General features: G+C 62.0%; 22 protein-coding genes and 1 tRNA gene. 10 read left to right on the forward strand and 13 right to left on the reverse strand.

Annotated elements, in window-relative coordinates; all coding sequences use genetic code 11:
• Window positions 1–151: 151 nt before the first annotated feature.
• From speB to RCH10_RS05945, 3 genes are all read left to right on the forward strand, one after another.
• Window positions 152–1162 carry an agmatinase gene (gene speB, locus RCH10_RS05935; RefSeq protein ID WP_409051663.1) on the forward strand — a complete coding sequence of 337 codons (1011 nt, stop codon included), beginning with the start codon at window positions 152–154 and terminating at the stop codon, window positions 1160–1162.
• A gap of 51 nt (window positions 1163–1213) precedes the next feature.
• Window positions 1214–1585, forward strand: a complete 372-nt coding sequence (locus RCH10_RS05940; protein WP_409051664.1) for a hypothetical protein — start codon at window positions 1214–1216, stop codon at window positions 1583–1585.
• 71 nt (window positions 1586–1656) lie between these two features.
• Complete coding sequence (locus RCH10_RS05945) at window positions 1657–2031, forward strand: glutaredoxin domain-containing protein (RefSeq protein WP_409051665.1); 375 nt, start codon at window positions 1657–1659, stop codon at window positions 2029–2031.
• A gap of 34 nt (window positions 2032–2065) precedes the next feature.
• Here RCH10_RS05945 and RCH10_RS05950 read toward each other — a convergent pair whose 3' ends face one another.
• Together RCH10_RS05950 and RCH10_RS05955 are read right to left on the reverse strand one after the other, a co-directional pair.
• The gene (locus RCH10_RS05950; protein WP_323497957.1) at window positions 2066–2269 is read right to left on the reverse strand and encodes a hypothetical protein; all 204 of its coding nucleotides are present in this window, start codon (window positions 2267–2269) and stop codon (window positions 2066–2068) included.
• A 243-nt stretch (window positions 2270–2512) separates the two neighbouring features.
• Window positions 2513–2941 carry a DUF4174 domain-containing protein gene (locus tag RCH10_RS05955; protein WP_409051666.1) on the reverse strand — a complete coding sequence of 143 codons (429 nt, stop codon included), beginning with the start codon at window positions 2939–2941 and terminating at the stop codon, window positions 2513–2515.
• Window positions 2942–3085: 144 nt separating this feature from the next.
• On the opposite strand from RCH10_RS05955, the gene RCH10_RS05960 reads away from it, so the two are divergent.
• Window positions 3086–3343 (forward strand): hypothetical protein, encoded by a 258-nt coding sequence (locus tag RCH10_RS05960; RefSeq protein WP_409051667.1) that lies wholly within the window; start codon window positions 3086–3088, stop codon window positions 3341–3343.
• Window positions 3344–3525: 182 nt separating this feature from the next.
• Here the strand turns inward: RCH10_RS05960 and RCH10_RS05965 are convergent, their stop codons facing one another.
• From RCH10_RS05965 to RCH10_RS05975, 3 genes are all read right to left on the reverse strand, one after another.
• Window positions 3526–4200 carry a response regulator gene (locus tag RCH10_RS05965; RefSeq protein WP_409051668.1) on the reverse strand — a complete coding sequence of 225 codons (675 nt, stop codon included), beginning with the start codon at window positions 4198–4200 and terminating at the stop codon, window positions 3526–3528.
• Window positions 4201–4273: 73 nt separating this feature from the next.
• A complete protein-coding gene (locus RCH10_RS05970; RefSeq protein ID WP_409051669.1) occupies window positions 4274–4762 on the reverse strand; it encodes a hypothetical protein in 489 nt (162 codons plus the stop codon).
• A gap of 249 nt (window positions 4763–5011) precedes the next feature.
• Entirely contained in the window at window positions 5012–5254 is a 243-nt protein-coding gene (locus RCH10_RS05975; RefSeq protein WP_323500810.1) for a hypothetical protein, read from the reverse strand.
• 187 nt (window positions 5255–5441) lie between these two features.
• Between RCH10_RS05975 and RCH10_RS05980 the strand changes: the two genes are divergently transcribed.
• The 3 genes from RCH10_RS05980 to RCH10_RS05990 all read left to right on the forward strand — a co-directional run bounded on the left by RCH10_RS05980 (window position 5442) and on the right by RCH10_RS05990 (window position 7929).
• On the forward strand, window positions 5442–5714 hold the full coding sequence (locus tag RCH10_RS05980; protein ID WP_409051670.1) for a hypothetical protein: 273 nt from the start codon (window positions 5442–5444) through the stop codon (window positions 5712–5714).
• Between the two features lie 27 nt (window positions 5715–5741).
• Window positions 5742–6608: a DUF6502 family protein gene (locus RCH10_RS05985; protein WP_323497962.1), complete on the forward strand. Its 867-nt coding sequence runs from the start codon at window positions 5742–5744 to the stop codon at window positions 6606–6608.
• Between the two features lie 253 nt (window positions 6609–6861).
• Window positions 6862–7929 (forward strand): DUF5666 domain-containing protein, encoded by a 1068-nt coding sequence (locus tag RCH10_RS05990; RefSeq protein ID WP_409051671.1) that lies wholly within the window; start codon window positions 6862–6864, stop codon window positions 7927–7929.
• 56 nt (window positions 7930–7985) lie between these two features.
• Here the strand turns inward: RCH10_RS05990 and RCH10_RS05995 are convergent, their stop codons facing one another.
• Window positions 7986–8849, reverse strand: coding sequence for a DUF6502 family protein (locus tag RCH10_RS05995; RefSeq protein ID WP_409051672.1), 864 nt, complete (start codon window positions 8847–8849; stop codon window positions 7986–7988).
• A 296-nt stretch (window positions 8850–9145) separates the two neighbouring features.
• Between RCH10_RS05995 and RCH10_RS06000 the strand changes: the two genes are divergently transcribed.
• From RCH10_RS06000 to RCH10_RS06010, 3 genes are all read left to right on the forward strand, one after another.
• Entirely contained in the window at window positions 9146–9466 is a 321-nt protein-coding gene (locus tag RCH10_RS06000) for a hypothetical protein (RefSeq protein ID WP_409051673.1), read from the forward strand.
• A 133-nt stretch (window positions 9467–9599) separates the two neighbouring features.
• On the forward strand, window positions 9600–9767 hold the full coding sequence (locus tag RCH10_RS06005; RefSeq protein ID WP_409051674.1) for a hypothetical protein: 168 nt from the start codon (window positions 9600–9602) through the stop codon (window positions 9765–9767).
• 68 nt (window positions 9768–9835) lie between these two features.
• Complete coding sequence (locus RCH10_RS06010) at window positions 9836–10381, forward strand: YXWGXW repeat-containing protein (RefSeq protein ID WP_409051705.1); 546 nt, start codon at window positions 9836–9838, stop codon at window positions 10379–10381.
• A 112-nt stretch (window positions 10382–10493) separates the two neighbouring features.
• On the opposite strand, the gene RCH10_RS06015 is transcribed toward RCH10_RS06010, so the two are convergent.
• The 7 genes from RCH10_RS06015 to RCH10_RS06045 all read right to left on the reverse strand — a co-directional run bounded on the left by RCH10_RS06015 (window position 10494) and on the right by RCH10_RS06045 (window position 15959).
• Window positions 10494–10581, reverse strand: a tRNA-Ser gene (locus RCH10_RS06015).
• A 37-nt stretch (window positions 10582–10618) separates the two neighbouring features.
• Window positions 10619–11323 carry a TetR/AcrR family transcriptional regulator gene (locus RCH10_RS06020; protein ID WP_409051675.1) on the reverse strand — a complete coding sequence of 235 codons (705 nt, stop codon included), beginning with the start codon at window positions 11321–11323 and terminating at the stop codon, window positions 10619–10621.
• Between the two features lie 8 nt (window positions 11324–11331).
• Window positions 11332–12525: a radical SAM family heme chaperone HemW gene (hemW, locus tag RCH10_RS06025; protein WP_409051706.1), complete on the reverse strand. Its 1194-nt coding sequence runs from the start codon at window positions 12523–12525 to the stop codon at window positions 11332–11334.
• Window positions 12526–12635: 110 nt separating this feature from the next.
• Entirely contained in the window at window positions 12636–13232 is a 597-nt protein-coding gene (gene rdgB, locus RCH10_RS06030; protein WP_409051676.1) for an RdgB/HAM1 family non-canonical purine NTP pyrophosphatase, read from the reverse strand.
• Window positions 13233–13275: 43 nt separating this feature from the next.
• Complete coding sequence (gene rph, locus RCH10_RS06035; RefSeq protein ID WP_409051677.1) at window positions 13276–14007, reverse strand: ribonuclease PH; 732 nt, start codon at window positions 14005–14007, stop codon at window positions 13276–13278.
• 42 nt (window positions 14008–14049) lie between these two features.
• Window positions 14050–14955: a PP2C family protein-serine/threonine phosphatase gene (locus RCH10_RS06040; protein ID WP_409051678.1), complete on the reverse strand. Its 906-nt coding sequence runs from the start codon at window positions 14953–14955 to the stop codon at window positions 14050–14052.
• Window positions 14952–15959: a serine/threonine-protein kinase gene (locus RCH10_RS06045; RefSeq protein WP_187052965.1), complete on the reverse strand. Its 1008-nt coding sequence runs from the start codon at window positions 15957–15959 to the stop codon at window positions 14952–14954. Before RCH10_RS06045 ends, RCH10_RS06040 begins: the two co-directional genes overlap by 4 nt.
• Window positions 15960–15966: the final 7 nt, after the last annotated feature.

Here is a 15966-nt window from a genome sequence, read left to right on the forward strand (position 1 = left end):
CAAGAAAACGCCAAGTGACCGCCGCCAGCGCATGACTTGCCGATGCGTCATGGTCAATAAATCTCCGCCTCGATGCTGAGTTTTTTGCTGTTCGCGCCGCGGGCATCTCACTAACATGCCGAGAGATTCCCAACCCGCTGCCGAGCCCGCCATGTCATCGCCCACCTCCACTGTCGCGCCCACTGCCACCACGGCCACGGCCGCCCGCTTCAACCAGCCGCTCGGCGGCGACGTCGTGCCACGCTTCGCCGGCATCGCGTCGATGATGCGATTACCGATTCAGGAAACCAGCGATGGGCTGGACGCCTGCTTCGTGGGTGTGCCGTTCGATCTCGGCACCTCCAACCGGTCAGGCGCCCGTTTCGGGCCGCGCCAGGTGCGCAGCGAGTCCGTGCTGCTGCGCCCTTACAACATGGCGACGCGCGCCGCGCCCTTCGACTCGCTGCAGGTGGCGGACATAGGCGACGTGGCGACCAACGCTTACAACATCTTCGATTCGATCGACCGTATCGAAGCTGCCTACGACCGCATCATCGCCAACGGCTGCCGGCCCATCACCATCGGCGGCGACCACACCATCGCCTGGCCGATCCTGCGCGCGATGCACAAGAAGTACGGCCCGATCGGCGTGGTGCATGTCGATGCGCATGCAGACGTCAATGACACGATGGGTGGCGAAAAGATCGCGCATGGCACACCCTTTCGTCGTGCGGTCGAAGAAGGCCTGCTCGACTGCGACCGCGTGGTGCAGATCGGCCTGCGCGGCACCGGCTACCACGCCGACGATTTCGACTGGTGCCGCAAACAGGGCTTTCGCGTGGTGCAGGCCGAAGAGTGCTGGCACAAGAGCCTGACGCCGTTGATGAAGGAAGTGAAGGAACGCGTTGCGGGCTTGGCAGGCCAAGGTCCGGTGTACCTGAGTTTCGACATCGACGGGCTCGACCCCGCCTTCGCACCCGGCACCGGCACGCCGGAAATCGGTGGCCTGAGCGTGCACCAGGGCATGGAAATCATCCGCGGCCTGCGCGGGTTGAATATCGTCGGTGCCGATCTGGTCGAAATTTCCCCGCCTTACGACCCGCACGGCACGACCGCTTTGGTCGGCGCCAACCTGGCGTTCGAAATGCTGTGCGTGTTGCCGGGCGTGCAGTATCGGGATTGATACCGCCCACAACTTCAGGTCGTCAGGTCAGCGCTCGACTTCATCGACTAATTGAACTCGGGCGTCCAGCTCTACACACTGGCTTCGACTGCCGACGTGAGCGCGCCGATCGACCTCTGCGGCAAGACCATCGGCACCAGCCAACTGAAGCAAGGACGCTTCGCCGGGGGCGCGCAGGGCAGCGAAACCGTGCCTTACACGATGACACTCGAACCCAATACCTACAAGCCGGTCGGCATGCCATTTGGTGGTGCCCAGCAAGGCATGGCTTTTGCCAAGGCCGACGCGCAATTGCGCGACGCCGTGCTCGGTGCGTTCAAGAAGGTGGCGGCCGACGGTACTTATGCATCGATCATTGCCAAGTGGAACCTGCAGTCGAGCGCCATCAAGCAAATCGCGGTCAACGGCACGCCTGAGCCCTGATGCCGGGCTACGAGGGCTAGCATGGGGCGATCGCTGAAACCATTCGATTCAGCAAACCTCAGAAAGCTTTCATGCCGCGTCCCGTCTTAGATGAAGCCCATATCCATCCCGCTGTGCGCACCGCGATTTCGGAGAGCCGGCAAGGGATCGTGCGCGAAGTGATGGGCGCCATGGCAGCCAATGACATCGTGGTGGTCGGCATGGCGATCAACCCCTATCCGAAGAAGGCACGCAAGCTGCTGGACGAGGCCAGGCAGGCATTCAAGTACCTCGAATACGGCAGCTACCTGAGCGGGTGGCGCGACCGCAACGCGCTCAAAATGTGGACCGGCTGGCCGACCTTTCCGCTGGTGTTCGTCAAGGGCGTGCTCGTCGGCGGCGCCGATGAGTTGAAGGCCTTGATCGACAGCGGTGAGTTGAAGGGCATGCTGGACAGCCGGGTCTGAGCCTCAGGCTGCCCCTCGAGCCCGGGCCGCCCAACTATTTGCAGGCGAACACAATCCCGTTTTCCGCTTGTGCTCTGCCCAGAATGGAAGCGGTTAAGCCGTCCTTCTGGCAATAACTGATGGCTTGGTCGTAAAACGGTGCCCGGAACGTGCCGTCACGGAGCGAGATGACCTGGTTGGGCGGTGTACCGCAGCCCGCGATCAGCAGGACGAAAAGAAAGAGTGCGAGCCGGTTCATCGCGGCATTCTGGCGCACTGGGCCATGGCACGCAGGCCACAACCGACGTTCCATGCTGGAGCAAATAGCCGCGGGCCTCTGAATATCAAGCAACACCGCGCGTTGATTGTTCCGGCGATTGCTGCTTCTTGAACGCCTCGGCGCATGCAATGAGTGTGTGTCTACTTGATCCGCGCCGGATTGCCGATCACCGCCTCACATCGGCTGGGTAGGCGGGTCGTACCTGCATGGGTCGGCGGACGATCAGCGCTGCCGCATCGGCATGCGATCGATCGTTGCAAATACTTGATCCAGATCGACGTCGTTGCCCTTGACCAGCTTCACGCCGCCGTCCTTGCCGACCAGCACGAAGGTCGGTGGGCCGTCCGGATTGAGCTCGAGCGCGCGTAGCAGGGAACGGGTCTGCTCGCGCGTCATCACCAAGCCGTTTCGTCGACCCTGACCCGCTTCGACGGTGTAGAGAACCATCTCGCGCTCGACGAACGCTGCGCGCGTCGTGGGGCGTTCCAGCGCTGATTCGACGCGCCGCACCAGAGCACGATCGGACGCCGGAACGACAACCACGATCGGCCGCGTCTGCCATCGTTCGGCGGCCAGCGGGTTATCGGTGGGCGATGCGGCGTGCGACGGAACAATGGGCAAGACCATTGCAAACGCAATGGCTCGCCACATGGCACCTCCTGGAAGCGGCGAGAAACATGTCGGTTTCATGATGGTGATGTGTAGCGCGCAAGGGTCAAGGCCAGAGTCGGACTATCGCGCGAGTACGCGCGAACGAGAAACAACACGACGGCAGGCACCGTCATACTCGCCCACATGAACGAACCCGTCAGCCTCCGCACAAAAATCCAGTCCATCCGGGATGCTTCCCTGAAAGAGCCTCCCTTTCCGTACAGCCAGGTGCCGCCCCACTTCGACATTGGTGACGTGGCGAGGCTCACGCACAAACCTGCGGGTGATCAGCGGGTTCGCCAGCAACGCATCGAAGCCTGGGTGCGGGACGTGGATGCGACTTGGAAGCGGGTTGCCATCAACCAAGCGGCGGCAGCGAAAACACCGGGCAAAGTGGACTAGAGCCACGGTGATCGGAAACCATCCCGGACTCTTATTCCACGCTCCGGACATGGCCTCGATCAGATTGCTCCTTACGAAAAATCCTTCTGCAATCTACCCGGCTGTATGGGTGAGATGAGGAAGGCCGCCTGAGTTCTTTTGGCGATGCGCTGTCGATATGAACGAACGCTCAATGGCGTTCCTCAATCGAGCAAGCCGTGTTTTAAAGCGAAGTAAGTCAGGTCGCTATTGGTCGACAGCTCCAGCTTTCTCACCAATCGCGACCGGTAAAGCGTGACGGTTCTGGCCGAAAGATGAAGCTTCTTTGCGATCACGGCCGGCTTGTCTCCCGCCGCCAGAAGCAGAAGAATCTGGAACTCCCGTTTGGAAAGGCGTTGATGGAGTGGCAGGGCTCCCTCGCACAGTTCACGCGCAAAATGCTGTGCCAGCGTCGCACTCAGGTATCTGCGACCGCTGGCGAGGCGGCGGATCGCAACGATGAGCTGATCCGGATCGCAGGATTTGTGAAGGTATCCATGGGCCCCTTCCTCGAGCAGCTTGCGGGCGTACTGCGCTTCCGGATGGCCACTGAACACCAGGATGGCCATTCCCGGCGCCCTGGACCGAAGCGATCCGATGATGTCGAAGCCATCCCTTCCTGGCATCGTGAGATCCAGCACCAGCACGTCCAGTGTGTTGCGCGTGGCGAGTTCAATCGCTTCGAAACCATCGGCGGCTTCACCTCCAACGCAGAGATCCGAGTGTTCCAGCAACCAGTGCCGAAGTGCAGTTCGCACAATCGGGTGGTCGTCCGCGATGCCGATCCTGATCGGGACGCGGACAACTGGGTCAGCTGCGGCGACGAAACTGTCATTCACCGCGCATCCCACTGTGCAAGATTGTCATTGGGCTGAGCAGGCTCGTCATTGCGCGACGCATGCCGTTCGCATTTCAGTTCGCAAGAACCGGGTTGCGGCGCTTTTCGTCGAGGCGACGCTGCGCCACCGCTGCCGCGCACTGCAGCTGCCGGGCATGGTTCGGTAAAGCGCACATGTTGTTCATGCAAACGGCGCGCATCAGCACATTGCGACCTGCGCAAAGACCAGCTGAGGGTTCGCCACCGGAAGGTCTGTAGGAAGTCGATCTGCGAGAGGCGGACGGCGCGGGCGCCACAAGGGGAGCGACATAGCCTTGAGGGCTTCGGGCTTTCACATTGACGGGCTCCTGGGCCATGGACACCGGCGCTGCCGACTGAGCCTGCTGCGAGTCGTAGCTTTGCGACCGGTGGTGCAGCGCGTACCAAACGCAAAACGCGGTGAACAGCAGCAACGGCACGATCAGCAAGCGTGCCATCACCCGGACGATCGGTACCAACGGCACGGCGCCCTGCCCTTCATCGCCCGTGATGGGAGAAGTAGTCGACGACGTTTCGTGAGGCATGTGCACGGTTCCACAAACATCGCACCGCGCCTTGCGAGAACCTGCTGTTCGACAGAATGCGCACACCTGGATTGGCGACCGATCGCGCAGCCACAGCAGTCCAACGAAATCATTCGGTGCGATGTAAGCGCGCAGCGGGTCTGCAAATGCCGGAAAGGGCCACGTATGTTCCATGGAATCACTTGGCTCAGGCCGAAAAGATGCCCTGGAACCCCGAGCGCACGGGGACACGCTTCACTGCGCAGGCGTTCATGACCGGCCGCGCTGATAAAGAGGCCGACTGTCATCCACTCGACGCTCCGCTTCTAGTTCCCCGATGACTGTCTTGCTCCGCGCTACCGCTGCGCGTGTTGCAAGGTCGGGCTCGAACGCGGCCAGCGCCAGTAGTTGTTGCGCTCCGTACACCAGCCGTGCGATGGCGCTCGCTATTGCATCCGTCGCGCTGTCCAGTAATGCGTTCAGATTGGGTCGTTCAAACAGCGCATGCTTCATCGTGGCCTCCGAAGTAAGGTGGGAAATGTGAGGAAGTCACATACTATTGCGATACTTTGGTACTCCATTTGTGAGACATTACGCCGTTGCTTGTAGGTTTTGGGAATTGTTTCGGGCTGATTTACAACAATGTGACAATGTCACATAATTGTTGGTGAATCACGCTTCTGCTAACTCCGGAGACGCCATGAGGGATGACAGTCTGTCGATGGGCGTTGCCTTTTCACACTGGCAACAACTCACCGATGAATATGCGCAATCGCTACAAGCGCTGGCGCGGGGCGACCGCCATTGCGTCGAGAACCTTGATCGCATCGCGCGTACGTTGCTTCAAAGTCAGGTCGCGCGCGCACCGAAGTTGGCATCATCTCCGCCGGATGAGCCGTCAGGTCGGTGGAAGTGTTGGCGCAACGCGTTCGCATCTCTGTACAGGCTGTCGCGCGCGGCGGTTCGTCACTGACATGTGCGTGATGTGCATGAAGGCACGTTGACCGCCGCCAACACCCAGGAAGCAGGCGTGGTCGCGCTGGACGCTTGCAGGCGTGTTTTGCGTCCAGTCATCCGGCTTGCACTTTCGCTTGGCCTGAAACACTCGCACTTGCAACGCCTGCTCACAGAGCTTCTGCTGGACGAGGGGACGCATCTGTGGCGCGAACAAGCTGTGGAACCCAACATTAGCCAGCTGTCTGTAACCACCGGACTCAATCGCAAAGCCATCACGCTCAGAGTACGAACGCCTGCCAAGGATGCTCCGCATACCGAACTGTCGGCGGCGGCCAAGACACTCACGCTCTGGGCCCAACTGCGCGAAGATGACCCCGCGCTCCAGTCGCTTCCAGTCTCCGCGGATGATGGTTCATTGACGTTTGAAGTCATTGCCCGTCGCGCCAGTCGAGGCAACCTGCACCACCGCGCCATTCTCGAAGAACTTATCCGGCTGGATTTGGTAGCGGTGCAAGGCGGCCGGGCGAGCTTGAAGACTTCGAGTTTTGTGCCGCTGGCCGATCTGCGCAGCATGCTTGTCGTGCTCGGAGACAACGCCCACGATCATCTGGCAGCGGCCGTCTCGAATGTGCTGCACGACAACCCGCCCATGCTTGAGCGCGCAATCTATGCGCGCGGACTGACGCCTGAGGCCTGCGAGGCGATCCAACAGTTGGTGCGCACGCGATGGTCTGTGCTTCACCGTGAGCTTGCAGCCACAATGACGCGCGCGGTCGACGCAGACAGCGACGACAAGAGCGCCCGCATTCGTGTCGGCATCTATGCGTTCACCGAAAATAGCGGAGAAGATCCAGTAGCGAATGCAATCCGGCCCACGAGCCGACAGCTTGGAGCACCCCGCGATGAATAAAAAGATTTGGCAGCCCGTTGTGCTTTTCGCGCTGAGCCTTCTCATCGGCTCGTGTGGCGGAGGTGGCAGCGGGGGCTCAGGCGGCATTGGCATTGCGGGCACTGGCACAGCCGTGAACGTAGGCGCTTCAGGCGCTGCGCAAGGCGATGGCGCGGCAAACGCCGGAGGCGCCTCGTCTTCCGGCACCGCCGGAGGAGTTGCTGCCGCAGCCGGTGGCGATGATGGCTCCGGGGTCGGGTCAGGAGGAACCGGCGTGAGCTCTGCGTCGGCCGCGGGCATCGGTTCGACCGACGGCTTGGGCAGCGTGATCCTCAATGGCGTGCGCTACAACACCGACAGCGCCGTGTTCAACTTGCAGGATGCGCCAGAGCTGCTGCTCGGCATGAGCGTCAAGGTCACAGGTCCGGTCAACAGCAACTTCACCGCGGGCACGGCAACGACGGTCGAGTCAGCTGCCGACTTGCGCGGAACGGTGTCTAACATCGACTTGGCAAGCGGCACCTTCAGCCTGCTTGGCACCACGGTTTCCACGGACGGGGAGACGGTCTGGGCAGATGCGAGCGGGCTGTCCGGCATCGCGGACGGATCGACCTTGCAGGTCTGGGGCTTGCCCGCAGCGCCCGGCATGCTGCGCGCCACGCGTATCGCTCGAGTCGCTTCCGGAGTCGCGCCCATCCTGACGGGCACCGTGCAAAATCTGGATAAAGTTGCCGGCGTCTTCTCGATCGGCACGTTGAACGTGAACTTCGCCAATGCCTTGTTTGCCGGTGGTCTCGATTCCGCGACGCTGGCGAATGGAACGATCGTCCGGGTTCGCGGGGTCGGATTTGCCAGCGCCGGTGCGCTGAATGCAACCGCCATCCAATCGTGGTATTCGCTTGCGCAGGCAACGGGACAGACGGCGACCCTTGACGGCGTGGTGACCGAATACGCCGGACTGGCGTCCTTGAAGGTACTCGGCGTGCCCATCGATGCGGGCGCAGCGCAGATCACCGGCGGGCCGAGTTCGAGCATTGGCAACGGCGTGAAGCTGGAAGTCGCAGGCGTCTTCTCCGCCGGTATGCTGCGGGCGACGAAGGTGAAGATCCGGCACATTCCCGGCACGGGCGGCCCGTCTTCATTCGCACTCATTGGCACGGTAGGCGCGTTCACCAGCACGGCGGACTTCAAGGTCCGCGGACAGCCCATCGATGCAAGCAATCAAAACGTGCTTTTCCAAAACGGGATCGCCGGAAACCTCGGCAACGGCGTCAAGGTGACGGTGACCGGATCACAGGTTCTGAACGGCGTTCTTCTTGCGAACACGGTGACTTTCAACTGAGCAATTCGGGATGAACCAGCGGCCAGCCGCCGGTCATGGCGCAGGCGCCTGCGATCTCAGTCGGTCGCGGCAGGCTTCGCCGCTGCTGCGGCGCGCTCTTCGTGATAGGCATAGACGCCCACGCGAATCCGAGCACCGCCATGGCCTTCGGCCGCATCGACGGCCTGTGTCATCAGCCCGGCAAGTTCGTGATGCAAAGCGTCCCATCGCAGTCGCGCCAGTTGCTGGATCGCACCGCAATCGTCGAGCGTGAGGCCGCCAGCGAAAACCGACCGCTCCAGCATCTGGGGCGCCCGACCAAACGTGTTCGAGACGCCGGCGAGCAGATGATCCCGTGCGTTGTCGCCGAGGAACGCCAGCATGGATCGCACATCGTCGGCGGGCACGAAGCCAGCGACTGCCAGCGTAGCACGGCCATCCTTTTCCTCGACCATATGCAATCGCGTCAACTCGTCCAGCACAGCGCGATGATGGTGGTTCCCGCGGCTCGAGCGTCGGGCCAACAACTCGAAGCTGAGCAGCGGCTCCGCGGCAGTGACCGGGAGTGTTTTGAGATCGGGCAACGTGCTTACGAGCTCAAGCCACGCCGTCAGGGTCTTGGAGGCGGCTGACATGTCGGTGTGCGGCAGTGCGTCCGTTGGTGCCCTGACCTTGAGCGTGACCGCCTTGCGATTAAGCCCGGTGGTGATCGACAACTGGCTGATGTTGGGTTCGACTCCTTTTTCACGCCAGGATGTCCGTGCCTCCTCAAGCAGCAGATCGCGCACCAACTCTTCGAGATCACGATGCTTGACCCCCATATTCAGGGCAAGGCGGATCAAGGGACGCATGACGCGCGCGCAGACCGAAAGCGCCCAGCCTAAGCGTTCATCAATCAACGGTTTCCTCAACGAGCGATCGCAGGACGCGAAAGCGAACAATTCTCATACGCGAGGACTCTATGCGATTTCTACGCAATCGTTAAGGTCCGGTTCAGCAATCACCGCAGCCAGCAGCAGAAGTTCGGCCCAACGTAGCGGGACAAATCGGCTCAGACAGTCTCTGGACAGAAGAACGCGGTGCCGTCCCACATTCGCCCTGAGCACAAGGAATTTAGGCTTGGCCCGACATGTGAATTTTTCACATGAACGTTTTGAGGGATGCAAGTGATGGCCTTATTCGCTGGACAGAAAGTCGTGTGCTCCACAGAGATGATCAAAGCACGCGAGGTCGACGAATGAATACCGTTGCAATTCCAGAGCCTTTGACGGCTCTCAAGCCGCTGGTTGAGTGCCGGTTTTGCGGCAAGCAAAACGCAATCGACTCAACGCATTGCCGAGGATGCGGGAATGAGTTCGCCGAGGTAACGGTCAGCGACACCAGCAAGGGGCAGCGAATCCAAAATTTCAGCGCCTGGCAGCAGGTCAGCGCGCGACCCATAACCGCAGCCAATACCGAACCACCACGCGCTCGCTGGCTGTATTGGATCGGCGGCGTCGCGGTGGCTTCGTTGTGCATCGCGGTGCTGGCTTTTCTTTTGTACCGACTGCCTGTCTAGCTTTACGTAACCGCGCGGCGCCCTCACGGCACGAACCAACTAACCAAGACGCAGTCACGAATGAAGAACCGAGAGTTAAAACCCGCTTTACACACATCCGCTGCGAAAACAAGAAAAAGCAAGGGAGGCGTTGGTGAAAGTGGATGACGACGACTTCTGGAAGCGACCCTCGCAGCTTGAAGAACTTGAAGCCACGCGGCGTGAGACCGAGCAGCTCCACTCACGCGCATGGCGACGTAACGTCGCTGCATTGCTGTTGATGGTGATATTGCTGGGTGTCGTTTGGCTGTTGCGCCGATGAACGCAATACGACACGACACCCTGCCATGAGATCCTTTGCAGGCCTTGCTGCTCAGAAGGCCGATCTTGATGACGATCAAAGCGGTCTGCGAGCAGATCGAAGATCTTCCAGGATTTCAGCGAGCTTCTTTACGGATGACTGTTTCATCACCACTGTCATCGACTTTTCGTCCCTTCAAAGGAATCACCATGCGCCTCAAAGCCGTCTTGTTCTGTCTGGCATTCAGCACTGTGTCTTCAGCAGTACTGTCACAGGTCTCGGTCCAGATCAATGTCCCGGGCATCGTACAGCTCGCTCCGCCGCCGCCCCGGTATGAGCCGGTTCCACGCGCGACGCCGGGCCGGATTTGGATGCCTGGCAGATGGGCCTGGAACGAGCGCGAATATGTTTGGCGCGCGGGCCAATGGCAAACTGCACGACCTGACTACGTGTATGCACCGGGTCGCTGGGTGGCAGGAGACGGAGGCTGGCGCTGGTCGGAAGACCAGTGGCGCCGTCGACCTGACGGCCGCCGCGGGCGTGAGGAGGGTGATGAACGTCGGTCGTGGGACGACGAGCAACGCGGTGGCGGCAACCACTGTCCGCCGGGCCAGGCCAAGAAGGGGCGTTGCTGAAAGGGCACCACCGGTGACGGGTGGACTGTTCGCGCCAGACAGCGATAGCGCAACCTACGACGCGGGCCGTAGGAACCTGGCTTCCTTTGGAAACCCGTGTTTATGGGCTAACTGGCGGAGAGTGTGAGATTCGAACTCACGGACGCTTTCACGTCGGCAGTTTTCAAGACTGCTGGTTTAAACCACTCACCCAACTCTCCGCAGACGTCCGGCGTTGCACCGGACACGTGACCGATTTTAAGCGTTGATTGCGGACATGCCGTCGGGCATCGGATTCGGCGCCAGATCGAGTGCAGATCGAGGCGACCAGCCTTGCAGCACCAGATCGACGATGCCCTCGGCCCAGAGCCGCCGTTCGGCGGACCCGGCCAACGGTTTCGAGACGAAAAAGCGCACGCCGCCAAAGGCCAGTGTCGACAGTTGCACTGCCGCGAGCTCAGGCGACGGCACGTTCAGGCGACCGGAACGATGCGCCTCGGTAAGGTAATCGACCACAGGGCCAAGCACGTAGCTGTTCTCCGCGTAGAGCGACTTGGCCAGCTCAGGAAAGCGGACGGCCTCCGCGATCACCAACCGGAGCAAGGCCAGCGTTTCTGGCTCGGTGGCACCGAGGTACATGCGCTCGACCAGGTCGAGCAACAGCTCGCGCTCATCGGCGCCTTCCCGCACGACGGTGGCGTGCATTGTGTTGCGCGCATTGCCGACCGCCCTGTGCACGACCTCGTGGAACAGCGCCTCCTTGTTCTCGAACTGTCGGTAGATGGTGATCTTGGCAACGCCGGCATCGCGGGCAATGGCCTCGATACTGGTCGCCGCATAGCCCTTGTCTAAAAACGATTGCAACGCGGCGGCCAGGAAAGATTCGCGCAACTCTGCGGCCTGCACGGCGCTGGGTCGGCCGCGGGGTCGCCTTTTGGCGTCCAGAGACTCGAAGTGCAGCATGGCAATCCTCAGGCTGGTGGGAGAAACATTGTCTGCAAATCGCTCAGAAAGTCGAGCCCACGTTCGGTCGGCCATACATGGCGCAGATCGCGCTTGATCAAACCCTTGCGCTCGGCCTCCTCCATTCCACGCTGGATCGCTGTGGTGGCGAGGCCGGTGCGCTCGCCAAACTGCGCCAGCGCAAAGCCTTCGTTCAGGCGCAGTGCGTTCAGCATGAATTCGAATGGCAGGTCGGCAATGGCGACGTCTTCGCTCTGCGCGACTGCAGCGCCGGCCAGCGCACCGTCCATGTAGCGGCGCGGCTCGCGCAGGCGCACTTGACGCACGACGCGATGCGCAAAGCTCAGCTTGCTGTGCGCCCCGGCGCCGATACCGAGGTAGTCACCGAACTGCCAGTAATTGAGGTTGTGGGCGCAGCGGTGACCTTCGCGTGCGTAGGCGGAGACTTCGTAACGCGCCAGGCCGAGTTGGCCGGTGCGCTCGGTGATGCGGTCCAGCATCGCATAGGCATCGTCGTCTTCCGGGATCACCGGCGGAAACTTCGCGAAGTAAGTGTTGGGCTCGATCGTCAGGTGATAGACCGACAGATGCGGCGGCGCAAGGGCCAGCGCCTGCTGCAGATCGGCATCGAGCTGCTCCAGCGTCTGACCCGGGAGCGCGTACATCAGGTCGAGGTTGAAAGTATCGAAGGCGCTGGCGGCCTCCTCGACCGCTGCAATTGCCTGCGCTCCGTCGTGTACTCGGCCGAGCGCCTTAAGGTGCGTGTCGTTGAAGCTCTGCACACCGATCGACAGGCGTGTGACGCCTGCGGCTCGGTAGGCGCGAAAGCGGTCGCGCTCGAAGGTGCCGGGGTTGGCTTCCATCGATATCTCGCAGTCGGGCGCGAGCTTCAGGCGCGCGCGCAGGTCGCCGAGCAGACGGTCGATTGCGTCGGGCGAGAAAAGACTGGGAGTGCCGCCGCCGATAAATATCGTGTGAACGGTACGGCCCCAGATCAGCGGCAGCGCGGCATCCAGGTCTGCGACCAACGCATCCAGGTAGCGCTGCTCGGGGATGTCGGCAGTGCTGTCGGCGCTGCTTTTGCCGACGCGCCACTCGTGCGAGTTGAAGTCGCAATAGGGGCATTTGCGCAGGCACCATGGCAGATGCACGTAGAGCGACAGGGGCGGCAGCGCGGCGAGTTGCAGCGGGCCAGGGCGCATCAGGTGCAGCACATCGTTGGCGTGCGGCGCATTGGCAGACGCTGCGGCTGCTTCGATGGGGATGATCACGGGGTCGTCCGGTGTCGTCGGCGTTAGCGGCGGCGTTGCAGTCACCAACGCTCGCGCATCAATTGAAGCATCGCCCGCGCTGCTTGGCCGCGATGGCTGTGAGCGTTTTTCTGCTCGGCCGTCAACTCGGCGAAGGTCTTGCCGAGCTGCGGCAGAAACATTACCGGGTCGAAGCCGAAGCCGTTGGCGCCGATGGGCGCGCGGGTGATTTCGCCAGGCGCGCGACCGATGGCGATCAGCGGCTCGGGGTCTTCGGCATTGCGCAGCGCCACCAGCGTGCTGACCAGCGCAGCGCGGCGGTCGTCGATGTCGGCCATCTGCTCGAGCAGCGCACGCACGTTGTTGTCGTCGCCCTTGGCGTAGCCGAACTGCGTCGCGTAGAAAGCGGTGTCGACACCTGGAAGGCCGCCGAATGCTTCGACGCAGAGACCGGCATCGTCGGCGACCGCCGGCAACCCGGTCACCGCTGAAGCATGGCGCGCCTTGGCGAGCGCGTTCTCGACGAAGGTGCGAAACGGCTCTTCGGCTTCATCGACACCCAGCTCCGACTGCCGCACCAACGTCACGCTCAGCGGCGCCAGCAGGATTTGAAGTTCGGCGAGCTTTCCTGCGTTATTTGAAGCCAGTACGAGTTTCATATGCAAAGGATCTGCGGCGAATGGGCCGGGATCAGTCAAGCAATCACTTGGACGACAGGGCCTGCTGCTGCATGACGATCAGCTCGCCGATGCCCTTTTCTGCCAGGGCCAGCAGTTGGTTCATCTCGTCGCGCGAAAACGCTGCGCCTTCGGCCGTACCCTGCACTTCGACGAAATGGCCGGCGCCGGTCATCACGACGTTCATGTCGGTATCGCAGGTCGAGTCTTCGATGTATTCCAGATCGAGCAGGGGCGTGCCTTCGACGATGCCGACCGAGATGGCCGCCACGTGTCCCTTGATGGGCGATGCCTTCAGCGCGCCGGACGCCAGCAACTTGTCGACCGCATCCTGCGCGGCGACGAAGGCGCCGGTGATGGCGGCGGTGCGCGTGCCGCCATCGGCCTGCAGCACGTCGCAATCGAGATGGATGGTTCGTTCGCCCAAGGCAGCCAGGTCGAATACCGCGCGCATCGAGCGGCCGATGAGACGCTGGATTTCCTGCGTGCGGCCAGTCTGCTTGCCCTTGGCCGCTTCACGGCTGCTGCGGGTGTGCGTCGCGCGCGGCAGCATGCCGTATTCGGCCGTGACCCAGCCTTCGCCGCTGCCCTTCTTGTGCGGTGGCACGCGCTCTTCGACCGATGCGGTGCAGAGCACGCGCGTCTGGCCGAACTCGATCAGTACCGAGCCTTCGGCATGGATCGTGAAGCCGCGGGTGATGCGCACGGGGCGCAGGGTGTCGGCGGCGCGGCCGCCGCTTCGTGTGAAAGCAGTCATGTGAAACCCGAAAAAAAGTATGGAAAGCCGGCGTGCGCCGACTCAGGTCTTGCGTGAAGCGGAACGGCGGATGGCTTCGTTGATCTCGGCGATGGAACGCTCGATGGCATCGTCATCGAGATCGTCGAGTTCGCTGTCCGACGGCATGCCCGCCTGGATGGTCGAGGCGAAGACGCCGTCGCCGACGCTGTCGGTCGACACCCCGCGCTCGTAGCCCGGGACGTCGGGCAGCTCCCATTCGAGGGCGATGAGAGTGACGTTGTCGCTGTGGCTGCCGCCGTTGCGCAGCGCCATCTCGGCCAGATCAGGAGCAGCATCGGACACCGGCTTGCCGGATGACAGCGTGTGCACGATGACAGCGTCGTCGAGCACACCCCAAACGCCATCGGAGCACAACATGATGCGGTCGCCACGCTGCAATTGCAGGGGCGGCGAGATGTCGAACAGCGGTGCCGTGGGCGAGCCCAGGCAGGTCAACAAGAGGTTGCGATTGACCGGCTCGTTGCCCGCGTTGGCGCGGGGACGCTCGGCATGGGAATGGTCTCGGGTACGCATCAGCAATGTGCCGTCTCGGACCACGTAGAGGCGCGAGTCGCCGCAATGGATCCACGTGGCCGTGGTGCCTTGCAGCACCGCGGCCACCACGGTCGTACGCGGCGTGTCGAGCATTGCCTTGGTGCCTGCGTACCGCATGATTTGCTGGTGCGCGGCCATGACCGACGAGGTCAGGAAGGCCTTGACGTCCTTGACGATGGGCCGTGCCTCGCGCTGATACAACGCCGCGATGGTTTGCAGCGCAAGCTGCGCCGCCACTTCGCCCTCGGGATGGCCGCCCATGCCGTCGGCCAGCACGAACAGGCCGGACTCCCGCGTGTAGCAGTAGCCCATGCGGTCTTCGTTTTTGAGACGGCCGCCCTTGCGGCTAACCTGGAATACAGAGAACTTCATGCGGGTCGCGTGGTTGGCGCGGCCGCCTTCGGCAGCCCCTTCTTGTCGAAGGAGCGCATGTTGTCGATGGAAAGGCGAACCTTTTCGCCCACGGTGAGCTTGGTGTAGTGACGCTCGCCTTCACGGCTCAGCTCTTTTTGCAGCGCGAACACCGACTGCGGGCGCGACAGCGGGTCGAGCGACATGCACCATTCGACAACCTCGATCATGTTGTCTGAATAGATGCCGCGCAGCCGCGAAAGCGAGAGGCCGAGCCGGTCTTTTTCGATGCGCTGCGGCGCGTCGTTCGGCGGGTAGCCCTGCATGCAGGCATAGATACAGGCGCCAATGGCGTAGATGTCGGTCCACGGACCCATCGAAGAGTCGCGGCGGTACATCTCGGGAGCGGCGAAGCCGGGTGTGTACATCGGTCGGATGAAATTGCCTTCTTTGCTGAGCACTTCACGCGCAGCGCCAAAGTCGATCATCACGGCGCGGTCGTCATCGGTCACGAAAATGTTGGCGGGCTTGATGTCCAGATGCAACATTTTGTGCTGATGCACGATGCGCAGACCGCGCAGGATCTCATCGAACAACGACCGGATGGTCGACTCCCTGAATACTTTCTGCTTCTTCAGGTCGCGCGCGGTCACGATGAAGTCCTGGAGGGTCGCGCCCTCCAGGTAGTTCATGACCATGTAAACGGTCTCGTTCTCGCGAAAGAAATTGAGCACGCTGACGACCGACGCGTGGGAAATTTGCGCCAGCGATCGGCCTTCTTCAAAGAAGCTTTTAAGCCCCAGCCGGTACAGCGACAGCTTCTCGGGCGACACCTGCGGCGCCAGCTCGCCCATGCCGCGGGTCGCGAGAGACGACGGCAGGTATTCCTTGATGGCGACTTGCTGGCCGCTGTGGTCGACGGCCAGATAGACCACGCCGAAGCCGCCCGCTGAAAGACGGCGGATCACGCGGTAGCCGCCGATGATGGTGTCGGGCAGCAGGGGCGAAGGTTTGACCTTTGACATAATCCGG

Source organism: Variovorax sp. GrIS 2.14, assembly GCF_046115955.1.
In the GTDB taxonomy this organism is placed as follows: domain Bacteria; phylum Pseudomonadota; class Gammaproteobacteria; order Burkholderiales; family Burkholderiaceae_C; genus Variovorax.